Origin of the sequence: Variovorax ureilyticus (assembly GCF_037889935.1) — a bacterium.
GTDB classification, from domain to species: Bacteria; Pseudomonadota; Gammaproteobacteria; order Burkholderiales; family Burkholderiaceae_C; genus Variovorax; species Variovorax ureilyticus.
Genome location: NZ_JBBKZU010000005.1, coordinates 348,591 through 367,023 on the forward strand (window position 1 = coordinate 348,591; position 18,433 = coordinate 367,023).

Here is an 18,433-nt window from a genome sequence, read left to right on the forward strand (position 1 = left end):
CTTCAGAGGCACACGTACGCCGGGCACGCGCCCTCGGGAAAAAGCTCCAGGTTGAGCGATGTCCCGGGGTTGATCACCAGCCCCATCCCCGGCGGCAGCGCCCGCAGCACGTCGACGCCCTTCATCACGATGGAATGCGGCGCCACCGATGCGAAGTCGCCGATGCGGCACTTGTCGGTGAAGCAGGCCATCATCGCGTTCTGCTCCCTGAAGAGCAGCAGCGGCCGGAACGGCGGACCGTGCTTGATGAACGCCGTCCTGCTGGCCACGATCAGGTCCGAATCGGCGAATTCCTTCAGCAGGTCTTCCATCGTCAGCGACCCGCACCGTGCGTGCGACAGCACCAGTTCGAGCGAGTTGTTGAGGTCCATCGTCGAGTTCCCGCGATGGGGCGTGGCCTCACTGGAAGGTGACGCGATCGGCGATGAGCACACCGCCCGCGACGCGACTGCCCTCGACCGTCACCCGCACCTGCGCACCGAGGTTCGCGGCGCTGCCGTTGAGGAAGATCACCCCCGGCCTGCTGGCGTCTATCGGCTGTCCCTTGATGCGGAAATCGGCGATCGAGGCGAAGGTCGAGATCGGCCCGGTCAGGCTGAACGAGGGCTGCCCGCCGGTGCCCGGCACGAGCCGGATCTTGAGCGTGTTCGCCTGCAGCACGCCGTTCGAGAGCGCGCCGCCGATGATCACCCTGACGCCGTTGCCCACCGACTGGGGCGGACCGCCGGACACTTTCGCCGCCGAGGCATCGACCGGAATGCCCAGCACATGCAGCGAGCCCAGGCCGGCGAAGTCGGTCACCACGCCGCCCAGCTGCAAAGCCGTGCCCGTGGCGGTCGGCGGCGGATACCACCCCTGCACCGCGCTCGCCACCAGCAGGCCCGCGCCGACCGTGTTCGCCCGCACGCGCACCAGCACGCCGTTGGCGAAGGGCAGGCCGCCATTTCCGCCCGTCACGGGCGCCTGCCCGTAGTCGATCGCGTAGCTTCCGATGCGGAAGCGCCGCGCCGCGATGTCGAGGTTCTGCACCACGCCCGTAAGAATCGGCGTGCCGCTCGCATGCACTTCCACGCGCGTTGCGCGCAGGATCCCTGGCGCGGCGGGCAGGCCCCACACCTGCAGCGTCGCGCCCGCTGCGACATCGGCGACACCGGGCGCGTCCGCCCACACCGTGGCTTCGTCGGTCGTCACCGTCGTGCCGAGGATCGTGAAGCTCGCGTGCTGCGCGTCGACCGCGCTCACCGGCCCCCGCAGGTCGATCGACGATTCGACGCGCTTGGCGTTACCGCTTGTGAGATCGGTATCGAAGGGTCCCACCACCTTCGCCGTCATGCCGAGCTGCAGCCCCGGCACGTCGTCGAGCGCCACGATTGCGCCGTCGGTGTTGTAGCGCACGCCGTTGACCAGGATGCTGCCGGCGCCGTCCACCGAGCCGATGCCGGTCGCGTCCGCGGTGCTGACGCCCGTGCCGCCCGAGCCGACGCCGGAGCCGTCATCGCCCCCGGCCACGGACGTGCCGCCGCCCGCGCCGGTGCCGGTGCCCGTCGCGCCCGCGTCGCCCGGCCCGCTGCCACCGCCCGCCGGAGACACCGTCCTGTCCAGCAGCGACTGCTGCGTGGTGGCGCTGCCAGGCGCCGAGCCCGCTGGCGCCGAGGTGGCCGTGTGGCTTCCGACGACGATCGCCACGCCACCGCCGCTGCTTCCGCCGCCGCAGGACACGAGCAGCGCCATCGCCATCGCCAGACAGGCGTCGCGCAAAAAGGTCTTCGTCATGGTCGTCCTCCCTTGGGCGCAGCAGTCGCATCCGCAGCAGCGTCGGAAGCCGTTGCGGAACCCTCTTCGTAGTAGGCGTAGATGCCCACGCGCATCCGCGCCGACGCCGATTTCGGCGCTTCGCTGAAGGCGTCGGTCAGCTCATGCGAGAGTTCGTGGTGCAGCGCATTCCAGCGCGTGCGCGCGATCTGGTGGATTCGTTCGCATTGGGCCGGCGAGATCCCCCTCGCGAACACCGAGCGCTCCAGGAACGCAGGCTGACCGCCCAGCGTGTTCGACACCGCTGCGAGGAGGTGGTCGCGCGTGTTGTCGCCGAGAAACGCCAGCATGCTGCGCATGTCCTGCGAGGGCACGAAGCCGTCGGCCTCGAGTCCGACGAAGCCGTCGCCGGGCGCCGTCGCCATGCCGAGCCGCACCAGCTCTTCGAGCACCGCGCGATGGTGCACGTTGCCGCGGCTCGCCTCGTGCGCCACGGCTTCGAACGATGGGCCGTGCGCGATCGCGCTGATGGGCAGCCTGCGCCGCGAAGGATCGTCCGTGCACATCCGCAGCCACAGCGTCATGGTCTTCGCGGGGGCGGACATCTCGGAATAGGGAAGGTGCTCGACCGTGTCGCGCACGATCGAGGTCACGACCTTGCGATTGAGACCGGTGGTGAGCGAAATCTGGCTGAGATTCGGCTCGCCGCCCTTGTCGCGCCAGGTGCGCTGTGCCTCCTCGACGAGCAGGCTGCGCAGGAGCCGGTCGAGCTGTGCGTGCTTGACGCCCGTGCGTACGGCCAGGCGAACCAGCGGACGCATCACGCGCGCGCAGGCCGCAAGCACCCAATCGAGCTGACCCTCCGCCAGCTGCGCGAGCTTCGCGGAAGGCAGAACTCGTGCACGGCCTCCCCGGGAGGCGCCGGTCGCCACGGCTTCCTTCGTCATGCAGCCCACCATGTTGCGGCACGTGGTTCGCCCCGCTCCGGCGACACGTACACGAAGTTCAGTTCCCGTCTGACAGGATTGCTTCGACGCGCATTGGAGAACACACTCTCGAAATGTGATTTTTTCACATCAGCAAAAGAGAGGAAAGCCCTATGTCTTCAATCCATGCTGTCACCTCTGGTCGAGCGCTCGGTCGTGCGTTCTTCGTCGCGCACCACGCTTTCGTGGAATTCGGTCCCGCCGGCGCGTCGCAAGGCGCTTGGGCGACGGAGCCGCCCGATTCCGCGCTATCGTCTCCAGTCGCATTCGCCGGATTCATCGATCTCGTTCGATCGACGGGGGCCGAAGACAGCGGCGAAATCTGCCAGGAATGCAAGACGCTCAACCGCGCGGGGGCCTGCTACTGCAAAGGCTGCGAGCACAAGCTGCCGGCGTACTACGCCTGCGCCAACGCACGCGCGCCGATGGTGCTCAGGCATCGGCGCGAGCGGACCGGCAACCGTACCCTGGCCTGGGACCTCGCGGCGGTGTGGGTGGTGCTGAGTTCGCTGGTGTTGATCACGGCATTCATCCCTGTGCGGTGAGTGCCGCGGCCGGGCCGATCAAAGGGCCGCGAGATCCGGCCCGCCGGGCGGCCCGAACCATGCGCGCTCGTACGCCTTGCGTGCGGCCCGCTCGGCACTCGCATCCCCTTTCTTGCGCTCGACCTCGACCAGTCCGGCGAGCGCCCAGCCATTGTTGTGCACCCTGGCCAGCGAATCCCTGAACGCCTGCTGCGCCTCGTCGAGCTTGCCTTGCCGCAGCTTCACCGAGCCGAGCGACTGCCGCACCGGGTAGTACCAGTAGGGCGGCTCGGTATAGGGCAGGCCGTCCTCGATCGCGATCGCGTCGGAATAGAACTTCGCCGCCGCATCGAGATCGCCGCTCGCATCCGCCAGCCGCCCGGCGGCGACGAGGCCCGCGGTGCGGATGATCTCGCGCGCGGGCAGTTGCCACGCCTCGAAGGTCTTGTAATCGGCGGTGCCTTCGATCTTCTCGATCGCGTCGATCTCCTTCTGCGCATCGGTCTTGTCCCTCTTTTGCGCGTACGCGATGGCGCGCGCGTAGTGGTACATCGTCTGCACGACCGCCGCATCGCCGTCCGGCGCGGGCAATCCGAGGATGGTGTCCGGATCGCTGAAGCGCGCATGCGCCGCATAGGGCGCGGACTTGATCGGCTGCAGGATCGGGAACATCTTCACCAGTTCCATCGGCACCGCGGCGTCGAGCTTCGAGGCCGATTCGACCGCGGTCCTGCCGTCGCCGCCCATCTGCGCCGACACCAGCACGAAGTGCACGTTGTGCGGGTAGTAGGCGGTCTTGTAGATCGGGTCGGACGCGGAGGTCTTGAAGTAGCCCTCGTCCACTTTGGCGGCCTTCTGGTTGAGCGTCATCGAATCGCGGTACATGCCCACGCGGTAGTAGATGTGCGCCGGCATGTGCACGATGTGCCCCGCACCGGGCATCAGTGCCGCAAGGCGGTTGGCATAGGGCAGCGCCTTCTCGGGCTGCGTCGAGGCCTCCATCGCGTGGATGTAGAGGTGGATCGCGCCGGGATGCGTCGGATTTCGCTTGAGCACGGTCTCCAGCGACTTGACGATCTCCGCGCCCCGGCCCTTGGACTTCGCTCCGCCGGCTTCCCAGTAGTCCCAGGGTTGCGTGTCCATCGCGGCCTCGGCGTAGAGGGTCTGGATGGTGTCGTCGGCGGGAAAGCGCTCCACCACCGACTTCATCGCATCGGCATAGGCCGCATCGAGCGGAGCGCGGTTCGGTGGCGGGTTGTCGGCATAGCGCTTCTCGAGCGCGCCGATCAGCGCCTGCTCCTTCGCGCTCGCATTGCCCTTGAGCGCGACCGCCTTGGTCAGTGCGGCCATCGCCGGCGCATTGGCATCCGGCATCATCGGCACGTTGATGTTGGTGCCGAGCACCAGCGCCTCGCCCCAGAAGCACATCGCGCATTGCGGATCGAGCTTCTGCGCGGCCTGGAAGGCCCGCTGCGCCTCTGCGTGGTTGAAGCCGAAGGCCAGCCGCAGTCCCTGATTGAAATAAACCTGCGCCTTGGGGTTCTTCGTGCTGATGCGGAACCCGAGCGAGCCGAGGTCCTTGTAGAGCGGCACCTCGGCCGATGCCGGCGAATCCGGCGGTGCCTTCGCGGTCTGCGTCGCCGCGACGCGCACCAGGGCCTTCAGCAAGTCCGGCTGCCCGGTCGCGCCGGGCCCGCAAACGTTGTTCGGCGACGAAAACAGCGGATCGAAGCTGTCGCCTTTTCTGCCGGCGCCGACTTCGTCAGGTAGCAGCAAGCCGGTCGCTGCGAAGATGCAGGCGCACGCCGCAATGGCGCTGCCGCCCGGGGGCGTGGATCGATGCAACGGCATGACATTCCTCCTCGAATCGAGGACCGATTTCGCCGCCGTTGCGCCGCTTGCAACGCAGTGCGCCGGGGGTAATCGGCAATGCTTGCTTCGGATCAGGGTCGCAAATTTTGGCACTCGCCAGCAGTCGCCGCAATCGCCTGATACGTAGTTTCACGAACAGTCGCCGTCAGATTCCGCTCAGTTAAGCGGCAAGAACATCGAAGCATCCGGGAATCCCTACCGGATGGAGACAAGTTCCGCACCGGCCGCCGCCGCAACTGCGGGATTCGATGACCCCAACCTGATCGTGCTTACATGAATAGAAATCTTGTCAGAGGCTTGTTCCTCATGGCGATCGCACTGGCCTTCGGCCTGACTGCGCTTCGCTACCCCATCGGAGAACTCAGTCACGCGGGACCCGGCTTCTTCCCTGCGATGGTCAGCGGCATGCTGCTGGTGATCGCCGTGGCAACCGTGGTGCGCTCCTTCTTCGTCGAGAAGGTTCACCTGCCCCTTTACTTCCGCAACATCCTGATCGTTCTCGCGAGTCTCTGCGGCTTCGCGGTGGTGTCGATGTTCGTGAACATGATCGCGGGCATCATCTTCATGGTGTTCGTGTCGACCTTGGCCGGGACGTCCTACTCGTGGTGGCGCAACGTCAAGATTTGTGCCGGCCTGATCGCGATGGCACTGGCCCTTCAATACCTGCTCGGCCTGAACCTGCCGCTGTTCTGATCATGGAAGCACTCAACAATCTGGCGTTCGGCTTTTCGCACGCCCTCACACTCCACAACCTGATGTACTGCGCCATCGGGTGCACCGTCGGCACGCTGGTCGGCCTGCTGCCGGGCCTCGGCCCGCTGGCGACCATCAGTCTGCTGCTGCCGCTCACGTACTCGATCCCGACCACCGGCGCGCTGATCATGCTCGCGGGTATCTACTACGGAGCGCAGTACGGCGACAGCGTGAGTGCGATCACGATGAAGATCCCGCACGCCAGCAGTATCGTGGCCTGTATCGACGGCTACCAGATGACGCTCAAGGGCAAGACCGGGGTGGCGCTGTTCACCGCGGGCTTCTCCAGCTTCATCGGCGGTACGGTCGCGATCATCGTGCTGACCTTCCTGGCACCGGTGCTGGGCGAGGTGGCCTTCCTCTTCGGCCCGGCCGACTACGTCGCGATGATGCTCGTGGGCTTCGTCTGCGTGAGCTTCGTGACCACCGGCAGCCTGCTCAACGGCCTGGCGATGTGCATGATCGGCGTGCTGCTCGGCTGCATCGGCACCGACGTGAACAGCGGCGCGCAGCGCTTCACCATGGACCTGCCCTTCCTCGTGGATGGCGTGGGCGTGGTGAGCATCGCGCTCGGCTGCTTCGGTATCGCCGAAATCACGAAGAACCTCGACGCACGCGAAGAGCGTTCGCCCTTCAACGGCAAGATCAACCTGATCCCGACCTGGGAAGAGTTCAAGCGGATCTGGCCGAGTGCCCTGCGCGGCAGCGCCATCGGCTCCTTCCTGGGCATCCTGCCTGGCGGCGGCCCGACCATCGCGCAGTTCGCGGCGTATGCGATCGACAAGAAGGTCAGCAAGTACAAGGACGAGATCGGCACCGGCTGCATCGAAGGCGTGGCCGGCCAGGCCGCCGCCGACGAAGCCGCTGCGCGCACCAGCTTCATCCCGCTGATGAGCATCGGCATTCCCGAGAACGCTGTGATGGCGCTGATGCTGGCTGCCTTCATCATCAAGGGCATCCAGCCGGGCCCGAACATGATCGCGAGCCACCCCGAGCTCTTCTGGGGCCTGGTGGCGAGCATGTGGGTCGGTAACGTCTTCCTGCTGGTGCTGAACGTGCCGCTGGTGCGCTACTGGCTGTCGGTCTTCAAGATCCCGTACAACGTGCTGTTCCCGTGCATCTTGTTCTTCTGCTGCATCGGCACCTACAGCGTGAACAACAACCTGGAAGACGTGTTCATCACCGCCGCCTTCGGCCTGATGGGCTACCTCTTCATGCGCCTCGAACTCGATGCGGCACCGCTGATGCTGGGCTTCATCCTCGGCCCGATGCTCGAAGAGAACTTCCGCCGCGCGATGCTCCTGAGCCGTGGCAGCTTCAACGTGTTCGTGCAGCGTCCGATCAGCGGCACGCTGATGGCGCTGATCGCCGTGTTCATCGTGTGGCAGGTCACCGTGTTCGTTCTCAAGGCGCGCAAGAAGGGCAAGGGCGTGCTCCCGGAAACGACCCACGCGCTGGAACCGCAGGAATAAGCGAAGGCGCCATGTTCGAGGTGAGCGACGAGGTCCGCCGCGTTGCGAGGGAGGAGCTGATGAAAGGGCCGCCGGCGGCGGCCCTTCGGCGTCTCGCGCAGCGCTTCGACCTCCAGCGGACCAACCTGGCGTGGATCGCTGCTGAAGTCTTCGACAACATGTTCGTCCCCGACATCCAGGCCATTTGGGAATGGGACCTGGAAGGTCGGGGCGATGGCCATTCCGACGCCGAGTTGAATGCCATGCTCGCGCATCTGAGGATGGACCTGCGCCGCCCCCGTGTGCTGGACACCTTGCCGGGCGATGGCCAGGGCGCGCCGGACCTGATGAAGCCCGGCAGGTCGCGCTGACGCGTCAGACGCCGAGGACTTCCTCGAGCACCGCGGGCGAGGCCAGCAGATCGGCCGACGCCCCTTGCCGCACGATGCGGCCTTTCTCCATCACCACCGCCTGGTCCGTGTGCGCGAGCACCTTGCGCCAGTCGCGGTCCACGATGAGCGTGGCGATGCCGGTGGCGCGGATGTCGCCGATCACGCGCCAGATCTCCGCGACGATCAGCGGCGCGAGGCCTTCGGTGGCTTCGTCGAGGATCATCAGGCGCGGGTTCGTCATCAGCGCGCGGCCGATGGAGAGCATCTGCTGCTCGCCGCCCGACAACTGCTGGCCGCCGTGCGAGAGCCGCTCGGCAAGGCGCGGGAAGGTCGCCATCACACGGTCGAAGGTCCAGTCGCGGCGGCCGTCGATGCCGGCGCGCGCACTCATGACGAGGTTCTCGCGCACCGACAGATTCGGGAAGATGCCGCGCCCTTCGGGCACGTAGCCGATGCCGCGACGCGCCATCTTCTCGGGCGTCCAGCCGGTGACGTTCTGGCCGTCGAGCAGCACCTGCCCGGACGCGGGTCGCACATAGCCCATCACCGAGCGGATCAGCGTGGTCTTGCCCATCCCGTTCCGTCCGAGAAGGCCGACCGAGGTCGCGGTGGGGATGTCGACATCGGCGCCGCGCAGGATGTGGCTGTCGCCGTAGTAGGTGTTGAGGCCTTTGACCTGAAGCATGTCAGCTCCTCGGATGCGTGCGGGTGCGGTGCTCGCGCAGCCCAATCCAGGAACCCCGCGGAACCGGCTTTGCCGGGCCGCTGGGGTTGCCCCCGGAGAGGGGGTGTCCGAGCCACACGAAGTGGGCGAGGCTGGGGGAGAACTCAGTCATTCAGTGCTCCTCGCCCAGGTAGGCGATGCGCACCTCGGGGTTCTGGCGGATCGACGCGGGGTCGCCGGTCGCGATCACCGTGCCGTTCACCATCACCGTGATGCGGTCGGCGATGCGGAAGACCGCATCCATGTCGTGCTCCACCAGCAGGATCGCGTGCGATTGTTTGAGGCGCTCGAGCAGCGCGAGCATGCGTTCGGTCTCCTCCGCGCCCATGCCGGCGAGCGGCTCGTCCAGCAGCAGCACGCGCGGCTTGGTCGCCAGGCACATCGCCACTTCGAGCTGGCGCTTGGCGCCGTGGCTCAGCGTGCCGGCGATGCGATCGGCCACGCCGTCGAGGCCGGCGGCGGCCAGCGCTTCGCGTGCCGAGGCATTGCTCTCGGCACAGCTCTTCGCTGATTGCCAGAGGGCCCACGGCTTCGGCGTCGCGGCCTGCGCGGCGAGGCGGCAGTTCTCCAGCACCGTGAATTCCGGAAAGATCGTGGTGCGCTGATAGCTGCGGCCGACACCGGCGAGCGCGCGGCGGAACTGCGCGCGGCCGGTGATGTCTTCACCGTCCAGCGAGATGCGTCCTTCGGATGCGCCGATCTCGCCCGAGAGCATGTTGATCAGCGTGGACTTGCCGGCACCGTTGGTGCCGATCACCGCGTGCACTTCGCCGCGGCGCAGATCGAGCGTGACCGCGTTCACGGCAACCAACCCGCCGAAGCGGCGTGTGAGCGATTCGACTGCAAGGAGGACTTCAGCCCCCACGCTCGGCACTTCGTGTCCTTCGCTGCCCCCCGAGAGGGCGCGAGCTTGCTTGGGGCGGCCCGGCGCTGCGCTCGTCATGCCGCACCCCTCGGAGAAATGCGTGCCGCAATGCCGATGATGCCCTTCGGCAGCAGCGCGACGAAGGCGATGATCGCGAGGCCCAGCGTGAGCTGCCAGTGATCCGCGAGCGGGCCGACGATGGCATGCGTCGAGAGCAGCTCCTTCAGCAGAGTGAAGGCCACCGCGCCGATCACCGCGCCGCGCAGATGGCCGAGGCCGCCGAGGATGATCATCAGCAGCACCTCGCCCGAGTTGTGCCACGCCAGCAGCTCGGGGTTGACCACGCCGTCGCGCGAAGCCAGCAGAAAACCTGCGAGCCCGGCGAGGGCGCCCGCGATCACGAATGCCGCGAGCTTGTAGCCATACACCGGAAAGCCCGCCGCGCGCATGCGCTGTTCATTCACGCGGATGCCCGCGAGTGCCGCGCCGAAGCGCGAGCGGCGGATCAGCGCCAGCAGCGCATAGGTGAACACGAGCGATACGAGCACGAAGTAGAACTGCACACGAGCGCTTTCCAGGTCGAGCGCGCCGAGTGCAGGGCGGATGTACATGTAGATGCCGTCGCTGCCGCCGCCGAGCGCGGTGTCGTGGAACACGAAGAAGGCCATCTGCGCGAACGCCAGCGTGACCATGATGAAGTAAACGCCGCGCGTGCGCAGGCTCAAGGCACCGACGACGAGCGCATAGGCCGCCGCGCAGCCCATCGCGAGCGGCAGCAGGAGCGCGATCGAGCCGCCCTCCTTGCCCGAGCCGAGCACCGTCGCATACGCGCCGATGCCATAGAACGCGGCGTGGCCGAGGCTCACGAGTCCGGTCATGCCGACGAGCAGTTCGAGGCTCAGCGCGAAGATCGACAGGATCATCACCTTCACCACGAGGTCGGAGAGATAGGGCGTCAGCGTCGGCCCGAGCAGCGCCAGCAGGACCGCGCAGCCAAGCGGGATGAAGAACGTAGCGCGTTGCATGCTCAGAGCCTTTTCCCCATGAGTCCCTCGGGACGCCAGATGAGCACGATGGCCATCAGCACATACACGCCCATGCCGCTCAGCTCCGCGAAGAACACCTTGCCGAAGGTGTCGACGAAGCCCACCAGCAACGAAGCGACCAGCGCACCGGTGATCGAACCGATGCCGCCGATCACCACCACCACGAAGCAGATGATCAGCACGCTCGCGCCCATGCCCGGATAGACCGAGGACATCGGCGCCGCGATCATCCCCGCCAGCGCCGCGAGCGCCACGCCCGCCGCGAACACGATGCGGTACAGCCGGCGGATGTCGATGCCGAGCCCGCGCACCATGTCGCGGTTGCTCGCACCGGCGCGGATCATCATCCCCAGCCGCGTGCGATTCACCACGTAGTAGAGCCCCACCGCGAGCACCACGCACGCCGCAGAAGCGAAGAGCCGATACCACGGATAGCTCATGAGATCGCCAAGCGCGAAGCTGCCATCGAGCCATTCCGGCACCTTCACGCCGTGCACATCGTTGCCCACCAGCAGCGAGCGAAGCTCCTCGAACACGAGGATGAGGCCATAGGTCATCAGCACCTGCTGCAGATGGTCACGCTGATAGAGGTAGCTGAAGAAGGCCCACTCCAGCACGTAGCCGAAGACCGCCGCGAGCACCACGCCCGCGACCAGCATCACGATGAACTGGTCGCCGAACAGCGGCGCCAGCGAGAACGCCATGTAGGCGCCGATCATGTAGAAGCTGCCGTGGGCGAGATTGATCACGCCCATGATCCCGAAGATCAGCGTCAGCCCCGACGCCACCAGGAACAGCAGCAAGCCGTACTGCACGGAGTTCAGGCACTGAACCAGAAAGGTACCGATGTCCACGGTGTGCGGTTCTTTTGGAAGGTTGTTAGGAAGTCCCCGTCGCGGGGAACACCGCGGAACCGGCTCTGCCGGGCCGCTGGTGTTGCCCCCTGCAAGGGGGTTGGCGTAGCGACACGAAGTGCGCGCAGCCTGGGGGTGGGCTCAGGTCAGAGCTTGCAGCCGCGGGCCGGATCGGCCAGGTTCTTCACAGCGACGTTCACCAGCTTGTTCTCGTTGCCCTCGACCTTGCGCAGGTAGATGTCCTGTACCGGGTTGTGCGCCTTGTTCATCGTGAACGTGCCGCGCGGGCTGTCGATCTTCGCCTTCTCGACCGCAGCCGCGAACTCGGCCTTCTTCGAGATGTCGCCCTTCACCGCCGTCAGGCCGATGTTGAGGATCTGCGCCGCGTCATAGCCTTGCACTGCGTACACATCGGGCTGCAGCTTGAAGCTCTTGGCATACGCCGTGCGGAATGCCGTGTCGCGCGGCGTGTTCAGGCCGTCGGCGTAGTGCAGGGTGGTCTGCATGCCTTGCGCCGTATCGCCTTGCGCTTCAAGCGTGCCATCGGTCAGGAAGCCGGGGCCGACCAGCGGGATGGTCTTGTTCAGGCCTGCCGCTGCGTAGTCCTTGACGAACTTCACCGCACCGCCGCCCGCGAAGAAGGCGTAGACGACATCGGGCTTGGCCGCCGCGATCTCGGTCAGGAGCGCCTGGAACTCCACGTTCGGGAACGGCACGGTGAGCTGCTTGTCGACCTTGCCGCCGGCCTTCTCGAAGCCTTCCTTGAAGCCCGCCACCGACTCGTCGCCGGCCGCGTACTTCCAGGTGATCGTCATCGCCTTCTTCTTGCCCTGCTTGCCGGCGACTTCGCCCATCGCGTAGGCGGGCTGCCAGTTCGAGAACGAGCTGCGGAAGATGTTCTGCGCGCACATCGGGCCGGTCACGGCGTCGGCGCCGGCGTTCGGCACGATCAGCACGGTGCCGCTTTCCTTGGCGGCCTTGGCCATCGCCATCGCGACGCCGGAATGCACCGTGCCGATGATCACATCGACGTTGTCGCGCTTGATCAGCTTGTTGACGTTGTCTGTGGCCTTGGCCGGATCGGACTCGTCGTCGACCTTCACGTACTCGATCTCGCGGCCGGCGAGCTTGCCGCCCTTTTCCTCGACCTGCAGCTTGAAGCCGTTTTCGATCGCGACACCGAGCGCCGCATACGTGCCGCTGAACGGAAGCATCAGGCCCACCTTCAGCTTGCCCGTCTGGGCATGGCCCAACGTGGCGATCGAGGCCAGCGTCAGGGCGGTCAGCGTGGTGCGTGCGATGCGGGTGCTCATGGAAGACTCCTTCGTTGATAAAAGTTGGCGACGTGGGCCATTTCCGACATCCAGGGACACCCGCGCAGATTGCTGCAGGCGTCAATACTTTACTAGTAAACTATTTAGCTCTCAACCGAGCGTTTTCCCTGATCCGGCGAATGGCGCCTCACGAATGAAACGGTCGCCACTATCGCCGTTTCGGGCTGATCGCGATGCGGGGAATGCCCGCAGTCGGGAATCTCCAGCAACTGCGTCTGCGGCACGTGCAAGGCGATGTCACGGATCTGGCGCAAGGTCCCGTATTCGTCGTCGACACCTTGCATAGCAAGAACCGGGCAACGGATCGTCGCGAGCTCGTTCTCGATGTTCCATTGCTTGAAGGGCGGATGCAGCCAGATGCGGTTCCAGCCCCAGAAGGCCGAGTCCACGTCATCGTGATAGCGGCCGAGTTTCTTCGGCATGTCCGTGTCGAGGTAGGCGCGGCGGGCGAGCTCGATGTTCGCGACCGTCACGTCCTCCACGAAGATGTGCGGGGCCAGCACCACGAGTCCCGCCACGTGATCCGGAAAGCGCGAGGCATAAAGCAGCGAGATCGAGCCGCCGTCGCTGTGTCCGAAGAGCCAGGGCTTCTCGTGGATGCCGATGGCATCGAAGAAGGCAGGCAGTACCTCGTGCGCCTGGCGGTGCATGAAGTCGACGTCCCACACTTCATCGGCGTCGCGCGGAGTGGAGCGTCCATACGCGGGCCGCGAGAACACCAGCCCGCGAAAGCCGCCGGCTTCGCACAGCTTCTCGGGAAAATCCTTCCACATCGCGATCGAGCCCAGCCCTTCGTGGAGGAACACGACGAGCGGCGCATCGCTCCTCTCCGGTGCGATGTGCACGTATTCGACGCGCACCTCCCGGCCCCGCCATTCGATGGCGGCGAATTGGGAAGGCGTACTCATGCCTTTTCCCGTTCGCGCAGGCGGAAGCGCTGGATCTTGCCGGTCGCGGTCTTCGGCAGTTCGTCGACGAACTCGATGAAGCGCGGGTACTTGTAGGGCGCGAGGCGTTCCTTGACGAAGGCCTTCAGCTCGTCTTCGCTCACGCTCTGGCCTTCCTTGCGCACCACGAAAGCCTTCGTCTTCGTGAGGCCATCGGCATCCTGCTTGCCGATCACCGCGGCTTCGAGCACCGCCGGATGCTGCATCAGCGTGGCCTCGACCTCGAAGGGCGAGACGTAGATGCCGCTGACCTTGAGCATGTCGTCGCTGCGGCCCGCATAGGTGTAGTAGCCGTCGGCGTCGCGCGAGTACTTGTCGCCGCTCTTGGTCCAGCCACCCTGGAAGGTGTCGGCGGTCTTCTCCGGATTGCCCCAGTACATGACGGCGGTGCTCGGCCCCTTGATATAGAGGTCGCCGACCTCGCCCACGGGAACGGGCTTGCCGTCTTCGCCGCGCAGCTCGATTTCATAGCCCTCCACCGGCCGCCCGGTGGTGCCGTAGCGGATGTCGCCGGGCCGGTTGGAGATGAAGATGTGCAGCATCTCCGTCGAGCCGATGCCGTCGACGATCTCGCAGCCGAAGTGCTGCTTGAAGCGCTGCGCGATCTCGCCCGGCAGCGCTTCGCCGGCCGAGGAGCACATGCGCAGGGCCACCGCTTCTCGGGCCGGCAGGTGGGGCGACGCGAGCATGCCCGCGAAGCCGGTCGGCGCGCCGAAGAACACCGTGGGCTTGTACGGCCCGGTCCAGCGCTTGAAGGTGGCGTCGGGCGTGGGCCGTTCGGCCATCAGCAGCACCGTGGCGCCCACCGACAGTGGGAAGGTCAGCGCATTGCCCAGGCCATAGGCGAAGTACATCTTGGCTGCGGAGAAGCACACGTCGTCTTCCGTGAGGCCCAGCACCGGCTTGCCGTACAGCTGTGCGGTCCACCATGGATTCGCGTGCGTGTGCACCGTGCCCTTGGGCTTGCCGGTGGAGCCCGACGAATAGAGCCAGAAGGCATGGTCCTTCGGCGACGTGGCCGCGGGTGACGCGAGCGCCGGATGCGCGGCGATCGCCGAATCGAGATTGCGCGCGTTCTCCGGCAGTGCATCCGTCGGCTGCGAGACGAACAGTTTGCGGACCTGGCTCTTGGCTTTCGCCATCGCTTCCTGCAACACCGGCAGCAGCGCGCCCGACACCATCGCCGCGGTCGCGCCGCTGTGTTCGAGCATGTAGGCGTAGTCGTCCGCCGTGAGCAGCGTGTTCACCGCGACCGGCACCGCCCCCGCATAGAGACTGCCGAGAAAGCACACCGGCCAGTCGCTGCTGTCGAGCATCAGCAGCAGCACGCGGTCCTCGCGCTGCACGCCCTCGGCGAGCAGGGCCGCGGCAAAGCGGCGGGCACGGTCTTCGAGCTGGCCGTAGCCGAGCGCGCCGCGGTCGTCGACATAGGCCGTCTTCTGCGCGCGGCCGCGATTGAGCGCGAACAGGTGCTCGGCGAAGTTGAAGGTGTCAGGCAGGCTCATCGTTTGTCTCCTTGATTCGTTTCGCGCGCGGGGCGCTATGACTGGGGCAGGCCGAGCTGCGCCAGCACGGCGGGGCTGGCCTGCACCGCGCTGCGGCGGTGATAGAAGTCCAGCGCGCGCAAGCCGCCCAGCTCCGCGCCGCCGCCCGCCCGGCCCGGGCCACCGTGCAGCGACATCGGCACCACGTTGCCGTGTCCGGTGTGCGCCTGGGCGACATCGGGCGTGACGACGTGCACGCGGCCGTGGCTGGCGGCGAGCTGCACGGCCGCCTGGCCGAGCGCCACTTCGTCCGCGCCGTAGAGCGAAGTCACGAGCGAACCCTGCCCGCGATGTGCGAGTGCCACGGCGTGATCGAGATCGCGATAGGGCAGCAGCGTCGCCACCGGGCCGAACACTTCGATGTCATGCACGCGCTGCGCCGCATCGGCATCGCGCGCGCCGAGCAGCACGGGGCCGATGCAGGCGGCGACGGCGGGATCGGCATCGACCAGCGCCTGCGCGCTGCCGTCGTGCAGCATGCTGGCCTGCGTCCTGAGCGCATCGAGGCCTTCGCGCACCGCGTTCAGTTGTGCGCGGCTCACCAGCGAGCCCATGCGCACTGTCTCGTTGCGCGGGTTGCCGACCGTGACGCCGGCGAGCTTCGCGCCGATGGCTTCCGCGGCCGCTTCATACGAAGCGGCAGGCACGAGGATGCGGCGGATCGCGGTGCACTTCTGGCCGGACTTGACCGTCATCTCGCGCACCACTTCGCGCACGAGCAGGTTGAAGGCATCGGACCCGGGGGCGGCATCCGGCAGCAGCAGCGCGGAATTCAGGCTGTCGGCCTCGATGTTCACGCGCACCGAGCGCTGCGCCACGGCGGGATGCGAGCGGATCACCGCGCCGGTGTCGGCCGAGCCGGTGAACGACACCACGTCGAAGCTTTCGAGCTGGTCCATCAACCCGGCCGAGCTGCCGCAGATCACCGAGAGTGCGCCGGCCGGCAGCACGCCGGCCTCGACCACGTCGCGCACCATGCGCTGCGTGAGCCATGCGGTGGCGGTCGCGGGCTTCACGATCACCGGGACGCCTGAGAGCAGGGCGGGCGCGGCCTTCTCCCACAGCCCCCACGAAGGGAAGTTGAAGGCATTGATGAACAGCGCCACGCCGCGCGTGGGCACCTGCAGGTGCTGCGACTGGAAGACCGGCTCCTTGCCGAGCTTGACCGCATCGCCGTCGCGCAGCGCGCGAACGTCGCCGAGCGCATCGCCCCATTTCGCGTACTGGCCGATGGTGAAGATCGCACCGTCGATGTCGACCGCGGAATCGTTCTTCACCGTGCCCGAGTTCGCGGTGGCGATCTCGTAGTAGCTGTCGCGGTTGGCCTGCAGCACCTTCACGATGGCGGCGAGCAGGCCGGCGCGCTGGCGATAGGTCAGCGCGCGCAGGGCCGCGCCGCCGGTTTCACGCGCAAAGCGGAAGGCCCCGGGCAGATCCAGTCCGGTCGCATCGACGCGGACCAGCTCGGTGCCGAGCGCCGGATCGAACAGCGGCGTTCCGGCGCCGGTGCCGGCCTGCCAGCGGCCGGCGACGTAGTTGAGGAGGAGATCAGTCATGCCATGGTCCGTTCTTGATGATCGCGGGGAACACCGTGGAACCGGCTCTGCCGGGCCGCTGGTGTTCCCCCCTGCAAGGGGGTGGCGAGCGACACGAAGTGCGCGAGCCTGGGGGTGTGCCTCATTTACTGAACTGGATTTGCCCTTCGGGCAGGAGATACAGGACAAGGGCGCGGCCTTGCGCCACGGTGGGGAAATGGGCGCTGCCCGGCGGATAGACGCACCAACCCGCGGGCCGGCCGTCGAAGGTCGCCTCGCCTTCCAGCGGCATGATCAAATCGATCTCCCCGCCCGGATGCGTGTGGTGCGGCCCGGCGATGTCGCGCATGTCGACCACATCGACCGAGAAGCGGCTGAGAGCGTCCTCGGCCTTGAAGACCCGCCCGTAGCGGATGCCGCCACCTTCGCGCTCGCATAGCCAGCCTTCGGCGACGCCGCCGATGCAGGCCCGCTTCAGCGCTTCATAAGTGGGGCTGCCGGCGCCATGGTGGGTGTTGAGCCAGTGGTCGAGGTCTGCATCGAGCGGGCGACCGGCGATCTGGGTCGCGAGATCGGCGACGAGTTGATGAAAGGCTTGCTTGGACATGGGCGCCTCGTGGTTCGTGGGAACAAACTTGACTGCACTGGCTTGCGGCAATTGCCGGCGTGCAGTATCTTGCCTGTGTGCGAACCATAAGCACCCACCATTCGGGTGTCAAGCAATATAGTGCATGAATGGGTGATAACCCCAAGATTCACCCATGGGAAGACAGCGAAAGAACCTCATGAACGAGCGAGCCGACGACGCGGTGCTAACCGCCGACACCGACACCGAGGCATCCCAGCCGGCCGAAGAGGCCAAGAACCCGCTGCTGGTAGCGCTGGGCGACCGCGTCCGCAACCTGCGCGCGCGAAGGGGGCTCACCCGCAAGGCGGTCGCGCAGGCGGCCAACGTGTCGGAGCGCCACCTCGCCAATCTCGAATACGGCATCGGCAATGCCTCGATCCTCGTGCTGCAGCAGGTGTCGGGTGCGCTGCAGTGCTCGCTGGCGGAGCTCGTCGGCGACGTCACCACCAGCTCGCCCGAGTGGCTGCTGATCCGCGAACTGCTGGAGCATCGCAGCGAAGCCGACCTGCGACGCGCCCGCGTCGCACTCGGCGAGCTGCTCGGTACGGCTGCCGGCGACCCGGCACGCCGGCGCCGCATCGCGCTGGTCGGATTGCGCGGCGCGGGCAAGTCCACGCTGGGGCAGATGCTGGCCGACGACCTCGACGTGCCCTTCATCGAACTGAGCCGCGAGATCGAGAAGTTCGCCGGCTGCAGCGTGCGCGAGATCCACGACCTCTACGGCACCAACGCCTACCGCCGCTACGAGCGCCGCGCGCTCGAGGAAACCATCCAGATCTACAGCGAGGTGGTGATCGCCACGCCGGGCGGCATCGTCTCGGACCCCGCCACCTTCAACCAGCTGCTCGCGCACTGCACCACCGTCTGGCTGCAGGCCGCGCCCGAGGAGCACATGGGCCGCGTCGCCGCGCAGGGCGACACGCGGCCGATGGCCGCCAGCAAGGAGGCCATGGACGACCTGCGCCGCATCCTCGCCGGTCGCGCCGCCTTCTATTCGAAGGCCGACCTGGCCGTCGACACCAGCGGGCATGGCCTCGCGGAGAGCTTCCAGCTCCTGCGCAACGCCGTGCGCGAAACCATCCACCACGAAGGCTGAACCGCCTCCGGCCCATCCACTGCCTGTAAAAAATTCATTTCAGGGTTGACGCGCCTCAAAACATGCAGCATGATGCATGTCCATGCGATAGGCAAATGCACTATTGTTCCTTGATGCCCCCGAACCCCTA

The 18,433-nt window shown here is 66.7% G+C and carries 18 protein-coding genes; 5 read left to right on the plus strand and 13 right to left on the minus strand.

From position 1 onward, the window contains the following. Positions 1–2: 2 nt before the first annotated feature. Genes WKW77_RS14030 through WKW77_RS14040 form a run of 3 tightly spaced genes read right to left on the minus strand, consistent with a single transcriptional unit; the run spans position 3 to position 2,699 of the window. The gene (locus tag WKW77_RS14030) at positions 3–371 is read right to left on the minus strand and encodes an SseB family protein (protein ID WP_340357452.1); all 369 of its coding nucleotides are present in this window, start codon (positions 369–371) and stop codon (positions 3–5) included. 28 nt (positions 372–399) lie between these two features. Continuing rightward, on the minus strand, positions 400–1,773 hold the full coding sequence (locus tag WKW77_RS14035; protein ID WP_340357453.1) for a DUF5666 domain-containing protein: 1,374 nt from the start codon (positions 1,771–1,773) through the stop codon (positions 400–402). Beyond that, on the minus strand, positions 1,770–2,699 hold the full coding sequence (locus WKW77_RS14040; protein ID WP_340357454.1) for a DUF6502 family protein: 930 nt from the start codon (positions 2,697–2,699) through the stop codon (positions 1,770–1,772). Before WKW77_RS14040 ends, WKW77_RS14035 begins: the two co-directional genes overlap by 4 nt. Positions 2,700–2,851: 152 nt before the next feature. On the opposite strand from WKW77_RS14040, the gene WKW77_RS14045 reads away from it, so the two are divergent. Beyond that, entirely contained in the window at positions 2,852–3,283 is a 432-nt protein-coding gene (locus WKW77_RS14045) for a hypothetical protein (protein ID WP_340357455.1), read from the plus strand. 18 nt (positions 3,284–3,301) lie between these two features. Here WKW77_RS14045 and WKW77_RS14050 read toward each other — a convergent pair whose 3' ends face one another. Beyond that, positions 3,302–5,113 carry a tetratricopeptide repeat protein gene (locus tag WKW77_RS14050; protein WP_340357456.1) on the minus strand — a complete coding sequence of 604 codons (1,812 nt, stop codon included), beginning with the start codon at positions 5,111–5,113 and terminating at the stop codon, positions 3,302–3,304. A gap of 327 nt (positions 5,114–5,440) precedes the next feature. Here WKW77_RS14050 and WKW77_RS14055 point away from each other — a divergent pair, with 327 nt between their 5' ends. Genes WKW77_RS14055 through WKW77_RS14065 form a run of 3 tightly spaced genes read left to right on the plus strand, consistent with a single transcriptional unit; the run spans position 5,441 to position 7,709 of the window. Continuing rightward, on the plus strand, positions 5,441–5,827 hold the full coding sequence (locus WKW77_RS14055; protein ID WP_422823187.1) for a tripartite tricarboxylate transporter TctB family protein: 387 nt from the start codon (positions 5,441–5,443) through the stop codon (positions 5,825–5,827). Between the two features lie 2 nt (positions 5,828–5,829). Next, positions 5,830–7,359, plus strand: coding sequence for a tripartite tricarboxylate transporter permease (locus WKW77_RS14060; RefSeq protein WP_340357458.1), 1,530 nt, complete (start codon positions 5,830–5,832; stop codon positions 7,357–7,359). An 11-nt stretch (positions 7,360–7,370) separates the two neighbouring features. Beyond that, positions 7,371–7,709: a hypothetical protein gene (locus WKW77_RS14065; protein WP_340357459.1), complete on the plus strand. Its 339-nt coding sequence runs from the start codon at positions 7,371–7,373 to the stop codon at positions 7,707–7,709. Between the two features lie 4 nt (positions 7,710–7,713). On the opposite strand, the gene WKW77_RS14070 is transcribed toward WKW77_RS14065, so the two are convergent. From WKW77_RS14070 to WKW77_RS14110, 9 genes are all read right to left on the minus strand, one after another. After that, entirely contained in the window at positions 7,714–8,415 is a 702-nt protein-coding gene (locus WKW77_RS14070; RefSeq protein WP_340357460.1) for an ABC transporter ATP-binding protein, read from the minus strand. A gap of 151 nt (positions 8,416–8,566) precedes the next feature. Beyond that, positions 8,567–9,397 (minus strand): ABC transporter ATP-binding protein, encoded by an 831-nt coding sequence (locus WKW77_RS14075; protein ID WP_340357461.1) that lies wholly within the window; start codon positions 9,395–9,397, stop codon positions 8,567–8,569. Next, positions 9,394–10,344: a branched-chain amino acid ABC transporter permease gene (locus tag WKW77_RS14080; RefSeq protein WP_340357462.1), complete on the minus strand. Its 951-nt coding sequence runs from the start codon at positions 10,342–10,344 to the stop codon at positions 9,394–9,396. Before WKW77_RS14080 ends, WKW77_RS14075 begins: the two co-directional genes overlap by 4 nt. A 2-nt stretch (positions 10,345–10,346) precedes the next feature. Further along, entirely contained in the window at positions 10,347–11,219 is an 873-nt protein-coding gene (locus WKW77_RS14085; RefSeq protein ID WP_340357463.1) for a branched-chain amino acid ABC transporter permease, read from the minus strand. A 146-nt stretch (positions 11,220–11,365) separates the two neighbouring features. Continuing rightward, positions 11,366–12,532, minus strand: coding sequence for an ABC transporter substrate-binding protein (locus WKW77_RS14090; RefSeq protein ID WP_340357464.1), 1,167 nt, complete (start codon positions 12,530–12,532; stop codon positions 11,366–11,368). 104 nt (positions 12,533–12,636) lie between these two features. Continuing rightward, a complete protein-coding gene (locus WKW77_RS14095; RefSeq protein ID WP_340357465.1) occupies positions 12,637–13,461 on the minus strand; it encodes an alpha/beta fold hydrolase in 825 nt (274 codons plus the stop codon). Then, entirely contained in the window at positions 13,458–15,005 is a 1,548-nt protein-coding gene (locus WKW77_RS14100) for a benzoate-CoA ligase family protein (protein WP_340357466.1), read from the minus strand. The genes WKW77_RS14095 and WKW77_RS14100 overlap by 4 nt, the downstream gene beginning before the upstream one ends. A gap of 35 nt (positions 15,006–15,040) precedes the next feature. Further along, positions 15,041–16,600, minus strand: a complete 1,560-nt coding sequence (locus WKW77_RS14105) for a 3,4-dehydroadipyl-CoA semialdehyde dehydrogenase (RefSeq protein WP_340357467.1) — start codon at positions 16,598–16,600, stop codon at positions 15,041–15,043. A gap of 121 nt (positions 16,601–16,721) precedes the next feature. Further along, a complete protein-coding gene (locus tag WKW77_RS14110; protein WP_340357468.1) occupies positions 16,722–17,186 on the minus strand; it encodes a 4-hydroxylaminobenzoate lyase in 465 nt (154 codons plus the stop codon). Positions 17,187–17,364: 178 nt separating this feature from the next. Here WKW77_RS14110 and WKW77_RS14115 point away from each other — a divergent pair, with 178 nt between their 5' ends. Continuing rightward, positions 17,365–18,303: a helix-turn-helix transcriptional regulator gene (locus WKW77_RS14115; protein WP_340357575.1), complete on the plus strand. Its 939-nt coding sequence runs from the start codon at positions 17,365–17,367 to the stop codon at positions 18,301–18,303. The last annotated feature ends 130 nt before the right edge of the window (positions 18,304–18,433 follow it).

What these genes read in the sequence shown, in the direction of transcription:
- WKW77_RS14030 (WP_340357452.1), bottom strand. Translation starts at nt 371, where the DNA reads ATGGACCTCAACAACTCGCTCGAACTGGTGCTGTCGCACGCACGGTGC.
- WKW77_RS14035 (WP_340357453.1), bottom strand. Translation starts at nt 1,773, where the DNA reads ATGACGAAGACCTTTTTGCGCGACGCCTGTCTGGCGATGGCGATGGCG.
- WKW77_RS14040 (WP_340357454.1), bottom strand. Translation starts at nt 2,699, where the DNA reads ATGACGAAGGAAGCCGTGGCGACCGGCGCCTCCCGGGGAGGCCGTGCA.
- WKW77_RS14045 (WP_340357455.1), top strand. Translation starts at nt 2,852, where the DNA reads ATGTCTTCAATCCATGCTGTCACCTCTGGTCGAGCGCTCGGTCGTGCG.
- WKW77_RS14050 (WP_340357456.1), bottom strand. Translation starts at nt 5,113, where the DNA reads ATGCCGTTGCATCGATCCACGCCCCCGGGCGGCAGCGCCATTGCGGCG.
- WKW77_RS14055 (WP_422823187.1), top strand. Translation starts at nt 5,441, where the DNA reads ATGGCGATCGCACTGGCCTTCGGCCTGACTGCGCTTCGCTACCCCATC.
- WKW77_RS14060 (WP_340357458.1), top strand. Translation starts at nt 5,830, where the DNA reads ATGGAAGCACTCAACAATCTGGCGTTCGGCTTTTCGCACGCCCTCACA.
- WKW77_RS14065 (WP_340357459.1), top strand. Translation starts at nt 7,371, where the DNA reads ATGTTCGAGGTGAGCGACGAGGTCCGCCGCGTTGCGAGGGAGGAGCTG.
- WKW77_RS14070 (WP_340357460.1), bottom strand. Translation starts at nt 8,415, where the DNA reads ATGCTTCAGGTCAAAGGCCTCAACACCTACTACGGCGACAGCCACATC.
- WKW77_RS14075 (WP_340357461.1), bottom strand. Translation starts at nt 9,397, where the DNA reads ATGACGAGCGCAGCGCCGGGCCGCCCCAAGCAAGCTCGCGCCCTCTCG.
- WKW77_RS14080 (WP_340357462.1), bottom strand. Translation starts at nt 10,344, where the DNA reads ATGCAACGCGCTACGTTCTTCATCCCGCTTGGCTGCGCGGTCCTGCTG.
- WKW77_RS14090 (WP_340357464.1), bottom strand. Translation starts at nt 12,532, where the DNA reads ATGAGCACCCGCATCGCACGCACCACGCTGACCGCCCTGACGCTGGCC.
- WKW77_RS14095 (WP_340357465.1), bottom strand. Translation starts at nt 13,461, where the DNA reads ATGAGTACGCCTTCCCAATTCGCCGCCATCGAATGGCGGGGCCGGGAG.
- WKW77_RS14100 (WP_340357466.1), bottom strand. Translation starts at nt 15,005, where the DNA reads ATGAGCCTGCCTGACACCTTCAACTTCGCCGAGCACCTGTTCGCGCTC.
- WKW77_RS14105 (WP_340357467.1), bottom strand. Translation starts at nt 16,600, where the DNA reads ATGACTGATCTCCTCCTCAACTACGTCGCCGGCCGCTGGCAGGCCGGC.
- WKW77_RS14110 (WP_340357468.1), bottom strand. Translation starts at nt 17,186, where the DNA reads ATGTCCAAGCAAGCCTTTCATCAACTCGTCGCCGATCTCGCGACCCAG.
- WKW77_RS14115 (WP_340357575.1), top strand. Translation starts at nt 17,365, where the DNA reads ATGAACGAGCGAGCCGACGACGCGGTGCTAACCGCCGACACCGACACC.